This is a genomic window from Sphingopyxis sp. KK2 (assembly GCF_001990265.1).
Taxonomy (GTDB): Bacteria; Pseudomonadota; Alphaproteobacteria; order Sphingomonadales; family Sphingomonadaceae; genus Sphingopyxis.
On record NZ_LYVN01000186.1, the window covers coordinates 1 to 6,150 of the forward strand.

Here is a 6,150-nt window from a genome sequence, read left to right on the forward strand (position 1 = left end):
ATCATCATCCCCAGCGCGACCGTGGTCAGCCACGAGCGGAAGAATTCGAACCCGCCGCCGGTCAGCAGCGCGGCAAGGCCCGCGCTGGCGAAGCTCGCGGTCAGCGCGGCGATGCAGAAACTTCCGACCGAACGCGGCACCATAAACGACAGCGTGCCGCGTTCGCGATGCTCGATGATCCACAGCGCCACCGCGCCCTCGACGGCATTGGCAAAGGTGAAGGCGGCCGACAGCGACAGCGGCGCGCCGCCGAGCATATTGGCGCTGACGCTCGCGGTGACCATGCCGACAAAGGCTCCGACCCGCGCGCCGGCCGGCGCAAGCAGCAACATCGCGAGCAGATAGCCCGATGGCGGCCATACCGCGGCGATATTGTCGGCGCCCTTGGTCGCGGCGAGCGAAAGGGTGGCGAGCAGGAAATAGCCCAGCGCCGTCAAAAGAGACCAGAACAGCATCTCGACCTTGGGGGGTAGCGGTCGCGTCATGCCGCAAGATTCGCCGAAAATGGCAAATAAACCGCTAACATAAGCAGCGATGCCGATGTTTTGCGGCGGGACGCGCCCACCGCGCCGAGTGTCAGTCGACGCCGCCGAAGGTCAGCCCGACGACGCGATCGACCAGCGCTTCGTCCCAGTCGATGCGCCGGTCGAGGATCAGCATCGCGAGGCCATGGACGAGCGACCAGGCGTGCAAGGCGGCAACATCGGGGTCCTTTACTCCCGGCAAAGCTTCGCCGACCCCGGCGCGGAGCAGGTTATAGGCCACTTCGCCGCCGTCGCCGCCCTCCTTGCGATCGGGCATCTGGCGCGTGAAGCTCAGGCGGAAGAGCGCGGGTTCGTCATGCGCGAAACGCACATAGGCGGCGCCGGTCGCCTTGAAGCCCGCGATCCCGCCGCCGGCCTTCAGCCACGCCTGCGCCTGCAGCGCGCCGAGCCGCCGCAGCCCCTCGTCCGCGAGCGCGTCGAGCAGCGCCTCCTTGTCGGGAAAATGGCGGTAAAGTGCGGTCGCGCTTACCCCGACGTCGCGCGCCAGCGCGCGCAGCCCCAGCTCGCCGTCGTCGCCGCTCTGCAGCCGCGCGAGCCCCGCCGCGATGACTGCGGCGCGCAGGTCGCCGTGATGGTAAGCGCCCGCCGCTTTCGCGCCGTCGCTTTTCAAGTTGACACTGTTATCTTTGTCGGTCATATGTTGTCACTGTAAACATAACGAGTCGGCCGCGCAACCCCTCGCTACGCGGCACCTTCGCCAACTTCCGTAAGGAGCATCCCCATGGCTAGCAATGTCGAAACCCTCATCCGCGGCGCCGTCGTCAAAGGCATCGGCAAGGTCGCCGACTTCAACCGCAAGCGCCTCCCCCGCCCCACCGACGCGCACCCCTTCCTCACCGGCATCCACCAGCCGATGACCGAGGAATTCACGCTCGAGGAACTGCGCGTCGACGGCGAAATCCCCGCCGCACTCACCGGCCGCTATCTGCGCAACGGCCCCAACCCCGCGATCGCACCCGATCCCGCGAGCTATCACTGGTTCAGCGGCGCCGGCATGGTCCATGGCATTCGCATCGCGGGCGGCAAGGCCGACTGGTATCGGAACCGCTGGGTGCGCGGCAGCGAGGCCTGCGGAGCGCTGGGCGAGGAACTGCCTCCCGGCCCGCGTCACGCCACCAACGACGCGCCGAACACCAACGTCGTCGGGCTCGCAGGCCGGACCTTTGCGATCGTCGAGGCGGGCGGAAAGCCGGTCGAACTCGGCTATGAACTGAACACGATCGCCCACAACCCCTTCGACGGCACGCTGGTGAACGGCTATACCGCGCACCCGCATCACGACCCGTTCACCGACGAAATGCACGCGATCACCTATCGCGGCGACGAGCCCAACAAGATCTGGCATGTCGTGCTCGACAAGGACGCGCATGTCGTCCGCGAACTCGCGATTCCGGTCAGCGACGGCCCGTCGATCCACGACTGCGCGATCACCGAGAATTACGTGCTCGTGTTCGACCTGCCGGTAACCTTCTCGATGAAGATGCTGCTCGCGGGCTATCGTTTCCCCTATGCGTGGAACGACGCGCACCAGGCCCGTGTCGGCCTCCTCCCCCGGAAGGGCAATGCCGAGGATATCATCTGGGTGCCGGTCGAACCCTGTTACGTCTTCCACCCCGCCAACGCCTTCGAGACCGAAGACGGCAAGGTGATCGTCGACGTCGTCGCGCACGAGACGATGTTCGCAAGCTCGAAGCGCGGCCCCGACAGCGAAAAGTCGCGGATGGAACGCTGGACGATCGCTCCGGTCGCCGGCACGACGGTGCGCACGGTCATCCACGATCATGCACAGGAATTCCCGCGCTATGACGAACGGTTGACGACCCGCCCCTATCGCTACGCCTACAGCGTCGCCATTCCCGATGCGCAATCGAGCGAATGGGCACTCGCCGAAACGCGGCTGTTCCGCCACGACCTCGACGCCGGCACGACCAACGCGCACGATTTCGGCCCCGGCCGCCACCCCGGCGAATTCGTCTTCGTGCCGCGCAGCGCCGACGGCGCCGAGGATGACGGCTGGCTGATCGGGCTGGTGGTCGACATGAATGATGAGACCACCGACCTCGTCATCCTGAACGCCGACGATTTCACCGGCGCGCCGCAGGCGGTGATCCACTTGCCGCACCGCGTCCCGCCGGGCTTCCACGGCAATTGGGTCGCCGATTGACGACCCTCTCCTCCTGAAACGAACGGGTGCTTTCGGCCGGCGTCAACCAGTTGACGCCGGCCATATTTTTCCGCCATGACAAGCGGAACAAGGAGATTCCGCATGACCCGTTTCATCACGCTAGCTGCTGCGGCCTTGGGCCTGGCGCTCGTCGCCACGCCGCTTGCGGCCCAGAACAATAGCAAAACGATCGAGGGCACGCTGACCCTGTTCGAAGGCCAGAAGTTCGACGGCGATTCCTATCGCCTAGAAAAGGACGAACCGTCGCTGCAGCACGACTTCCTCGTCGGCAGCATCGCCGTCTTTCCCGGCGAAACCTGGGAGCTGTGCGACAAGCCCAAGTTCAAGGGCAATTGCCTGACCGTGTCAGCCAACGAGACCGGCATCGGCAAGGCGATGATCAAGTCGGCCCGCGTGGTCAAGGCCAAGTAAAAGCTCGGCATCCGGTCGCTGCGGCGGCCGGCGCCTTTCCATGATCGCCTCGGTCGCGCGCAACGACCGTTCGTTGTCGACGTCGACCGCGGTCGCGCCGTCGCGCACCAGCAAGGCCGCAACCTCGACCTTCAGATGCCGCGAGATGCGCGCGAAGATATGGTGGATCGGGCCGAGACCGAAGCGAAAGCGCAACAGGTTGACCAGCCCGAATGCCTGCATCACCCGCACCGGCTTCTTGACGAACTGGCCGCCGCCGCGAAACGCTTCGGCCGCCTTGAGCGCGCCGGGGTGGCCGATCCAATAAGCATTGCAATTCGACACCGCGACGTCGGAAAATTCATAGAAACGCCGCTGTCCCTCTGGATGCGCCGCCAGCACATCCTCGCGCCGCGCCAGCGCGACCCCGGCCTCGGCACCGAGCCGCGCCGCTTCGGCGCCGATCTCGGCGATCGTCGCGGGGCTCAGCAGGCAATTGTCGGCGGTCGTGATGAGCAGCGGGAAATCGGCCTGCCCCGCCACCGCGAGCACCGAATCCGCAAGATTGTCGGCGGCGGGTACGAAGACAAGCCGATCACCGAGGCTATCGACGACGATATCGCCCAGGTCGTCGGCCAGCGTCTCATGATGGCTCGACACAAAAATGCGCGTTGCATCGGTCGCGGCCGCACCGGCAAGCACATGCGCGATCATCGGGCGGCCGGCGACGGACACCAGGCATTTGTCGGCGACGCCATGCGCCTCGGCCAGCGCGTCGACCGCACCCGGACGGCGGCCGGCGAGGATCAGGATCGAGCCCAATCCTGTTTTCTGGCCGCTCATGCCGCGTCCCTCCGCGCCGCGGCTGGCGCCAGTTGGCGGATCATGCTTTCGGCGACGATCGTCTCGATCAGGTCGGCCTGGCTGAAGCCAGCGGCGACGGCAGCGCGACCGAAAACCTTTTCCGACCACAAATTGCAGTTGAGATTGACCTCGAGCAGCCGCACCTCGCCGGTGTCGAAATCGACCCGGAACTCGAAACGCCCGAAATCGAAGGGGCGGAAGACTTCGGCCATCTGCACCGTCATCGCGGCGATGCGCGCACCGATCTCGGGCGCATCGAGCAATTTGAGGCTATATTTGGCGCTGCGATCGACGAGGTCACGCTTTTCCTGATAAGTGCGCAGATGCGTCGGGTCGGCCTGTTCGAAGATCATCATCGGCAGCATCGCGGGCGCGCCATCGATCGTGATTACCGGAACCTCGACATCGCTGCCCGAAATAAAGGGTTCGACGATCGCGTCATGGTCGAGTGCGTGAATCTCGGCGACCGCCTGCGCGAGTTCGACGCGGTCGTGCGCGTCGCGGATGCCCCATGAGGCCGAGCTGTTGTTCGGCTTGATTACCCAGCGCGCGGCGGGCGGGCAGCGCGACACGTCGATCGGCGCGCCACGGCGGAACAGCGCCCATGGCGCGGTCGGGATACCGCGTGCGGCAGCCTCCAGCTTGGTCAGATGCTTGTCGTCGGACAGCCCGCGCACGATCGGCGACGCGCCGACATAGGGCAGACCCATGCGATTGCAGAGCAAGGGCAGCAGCATCTCCGAATTGAAGAAGCCGCCGCGGTTGAGCAGCGGGAAGACGAAGTCGGCGTCGGGCCGGTCGAACAGGATGTCATAGCTGTCGGCGACCAGCAGCGGCAGGCCGAGCCGCTCCAATATCTCGCGGATTTCGCGGTGATAGAGCGCGTGATTGCCGTCCTCGGGATGCAGCGCACCGGTCCAGCGCGCATGTTTGGCGATGAAGAGCAGCCGCTGATTGCGGATGGCGTCGGTGAGCCGCGTAGGCTGAAGAGATGTGGTTCGCATAAGGCGGTTTGACCACGCGGAGGTTGCAGCGGCATGACCCTTTGGTGACGGCGCTGAAACCAAAACGCCAAATCACTGTCATGTTCGAGCGGTACATGCGGAGCCTTCCCCTCCTCCAAGGACCGCGCCCCGATGCTGCTCAACGCGATTGCCGCCGACGAACCCCGCCTCCCGCCCGCCAAACGCTATGCGGCGCGGCTGGCGACGGTCCTCACCAGCGGCGGCGACGCGCGGATCCGGCCCGACGCCGACGGCCGCAACCAATATTATGCCAGCGTGCTGCCGTCGGACGCCCTCGCTTATGGCTCGTCGACGATCAGCAGCATTTCGGACCATGGCTTCCAGACCTTGCTCGACCGCTGGCACCATGGGCTCGACCGCCCCGTCGCCATCGGCGACTATGCCGAAGCGCTCGCTATCCTGCGGTTCCGGCTGACCGAGGTCTTTGCGGTGCCCGACACTGCGGTCGTCTTTGCCGCATCGGGGACCGACCTCGAATATGTCGGCCTTGCCGCCGCGCATGACGGAAGGCCGATCACCGCCATATTGCTCGGCCGCGACGAGGTTGGCAGCGGCTGCGTCCATAGCGCCGCCGGGCGCTTCTTCGCCGAAGAGACGGCGACCGGCGCGCGCGTCGTCGCCCAGACCGCGATCGACCCCGCCTTTGCCGGGACCGAGTTGATCGATATCGCGGTGCGCGATGCGGCGGGACGCCCCCGCGCCTCGGCGCTTGTCGCCGACGATCTCGCCATCGCGGCGCAAACCGCCATCGCGCGCGGTCGCCGACCGATCATCCATGTCGTCCACGGGTCGAAATCGGGGCTGACGCTGCCCGTCCTCCCCGACGTCGAGCGCCTCGCCAGCGCATTCGGCGACGCGGTGACGATCGTCGTCGACGCCTGTCAGTTGCGCATCGCGCCCGCCGCCGTCCGCCACTACCTCGCGCTCGGCTGCATCATGCTGATGACCGGGTCGAAATTCGCGGGCGGACCGCCCTTCAGCGGTTTTGCGCTGGTTCCGGGTACGGTGCGCGACCGGGCCTTGCCGCTGCCCGCCGGTTTCCGCCGCGTCGCCACGCGCGCAGAATGGCCCACCGACTGGCCGGGCGCCGACATACTGCCGGCCTCGGGCAATTTCGGGCTGTTGCTCCGCCTGCAGGCGG

The 6,150-nt window shown here is 66.3% G+C and carries 7 protein-coding genes; 3 read left to right on the forward strand and 4 right to left on the reverse strand.

Translation table 11 applies throughout. From position 1 onward, the window contains the following. Together B1A78_RS19715 and B1A78_RS19720 are read right to left on the reverse strand one after the other, a co-directional pair. On the reverse strand, window positions 1–485 hold a 485-nt coding region (locus B1A78_RS19715; RefSeq protein ID WP_179102108.1), incomplete at its 3' end, for an MASE1 domain-containing protein. A gap of 91 nt (window positions 486–576) precedes the next feature. Further along, window positions 577–1,182: a TetR/AcrR family transcriptional regulator gene (locus B1A78_RS19720; RefSeq protein WP_077148589.1), complete on the reverse strand. Its 606-nt coding sequence runs from the start codon at window positions 1,180–1,182 to the stop codon at window positions 577–579. An 84-nt stretch (window positions 1,183–1,266) separates the two neighbouring features. On the opposite strand from B1A78_RS19720, the gene B1A78_RS19725 reads away from it, so the two are divergent. Both B1A78_RS19725 and B1A78_RS19730 read left to right on the forward strand, forming a co-directional pair. Then, window positions 1,267–2,709, forward strand: a complete 1,443-nt coding sequence (locus tag B1A78_RS19725; protein ID WP_077148590.1) for a carotenoid oxygenase family protein — start codon at window positions 1,267–1,269, stop codon at window positions 2,707–2,709. Window positions 2,710–2,811: 102 nt separating this feature from the next. After that, window positions 2,812–3,141 carry a beta/gamma crystallin-related protein gene (locus B1A78_RS19730; RefSeq protein ID WP_077148591.1) on the forward strand — a complete coding sequence of 110 codons (330 nt, stop codon included), beginning with the start codon at window positions 2,812–2,814 and terminating at the stop codon, window positions 3,139–3,141. On the opposite strand, the gene B1A78_RS19735 is transcribed toward B1A78_RS19730, so the two are convergent. Both B1A78_RS19735 and B1A78_RS19740 read right to left on the reverse strand, forming a co-directional pair. After that, window positions 3,076–3,963 (reverse strand): NTP transferase domain-containing protein, encoded by an 888-nt coding sequence (locus B1A78_RS19735; protein ID WP_083734345.1) that lies wholly within the window; start codon window positions 3,961–3,963, stop codon window positions 3,076–3,078. The two genes, B1A78_RS19730 and B1A78_RS19735, sit on opposite strands and share 66 nt — an antisense overlap. Further along, the gene (locus B1A78_RS19740; RefSeq protein WP_077148593.1) at window positions 3,960–4,988 is read right to left on the reverse strand and encodes a phosphoribosylglycinamide synthetase; all 1,029 of its coding nucleotides are present in this window, start codon (window positions 4,986–4,988) and stop codon (window positions 3,960–3,962) included. Before B1A78_RS19740 ends, B1A78_RS19735 begins: the two co-directional genes overlap by 4 nt. 132 nt (window positions 4,989–5,120) lie before the next feature. On the opposite strand from B1A78_RS19740, the gene B1A78_RS19745 reads away from it, so the two are divergent. Continuing rightward, window positions 5,121–6,150 (forward strand): hypothetical protein (locus B1A78_RS19745; RefSeq protein WP_218668008.1); only part of this gene is annotated, 1,030 nt, incomplete at its 3' end.

What these genes read in the sequence shown, in the direction of transcription:
- B1A78_RS19725 (WP_077148590.1), top strand. Translation starts at nt 1,267, where the DNA reads ATGGCTAGCAATGTCGAAACCCTCATCCGCGGCGCCGTCGTCAAAGGC.
- B1A78_RS19740 (WP_077148593.1), bottom strand. Translation starts at nt 4,988, where the DNA reads ATGCGAACCACATCTCTTCAGCCTACGCGGCTCACCGACGCCATCCGC.
- B1A78_RS19735 (WP_083734345.1), bottom strand. Translation starts at nt 3,963, where the DNA reads ATGAGCGGCCAGAAAACAGGATTGGGCTCGATCCTGATCCTCGCCGGC.
- B1A78_RS19730 (WP_077148591.1), top strand. Translation starts at nt 2,812, where the DNA reads ATGACCCGTTTCATCACGCTAGCTGCTGCGGCCTTGGGCCTGGCGCTC.
- B1A78_RS19720 (WP_077148589.1), bottom strand. Translation starts at nt 1,182, where the DNA reads ATGACCGACAAAGATAACAGTGTCAACTTGAAAAGCGACGGCGCGAAA.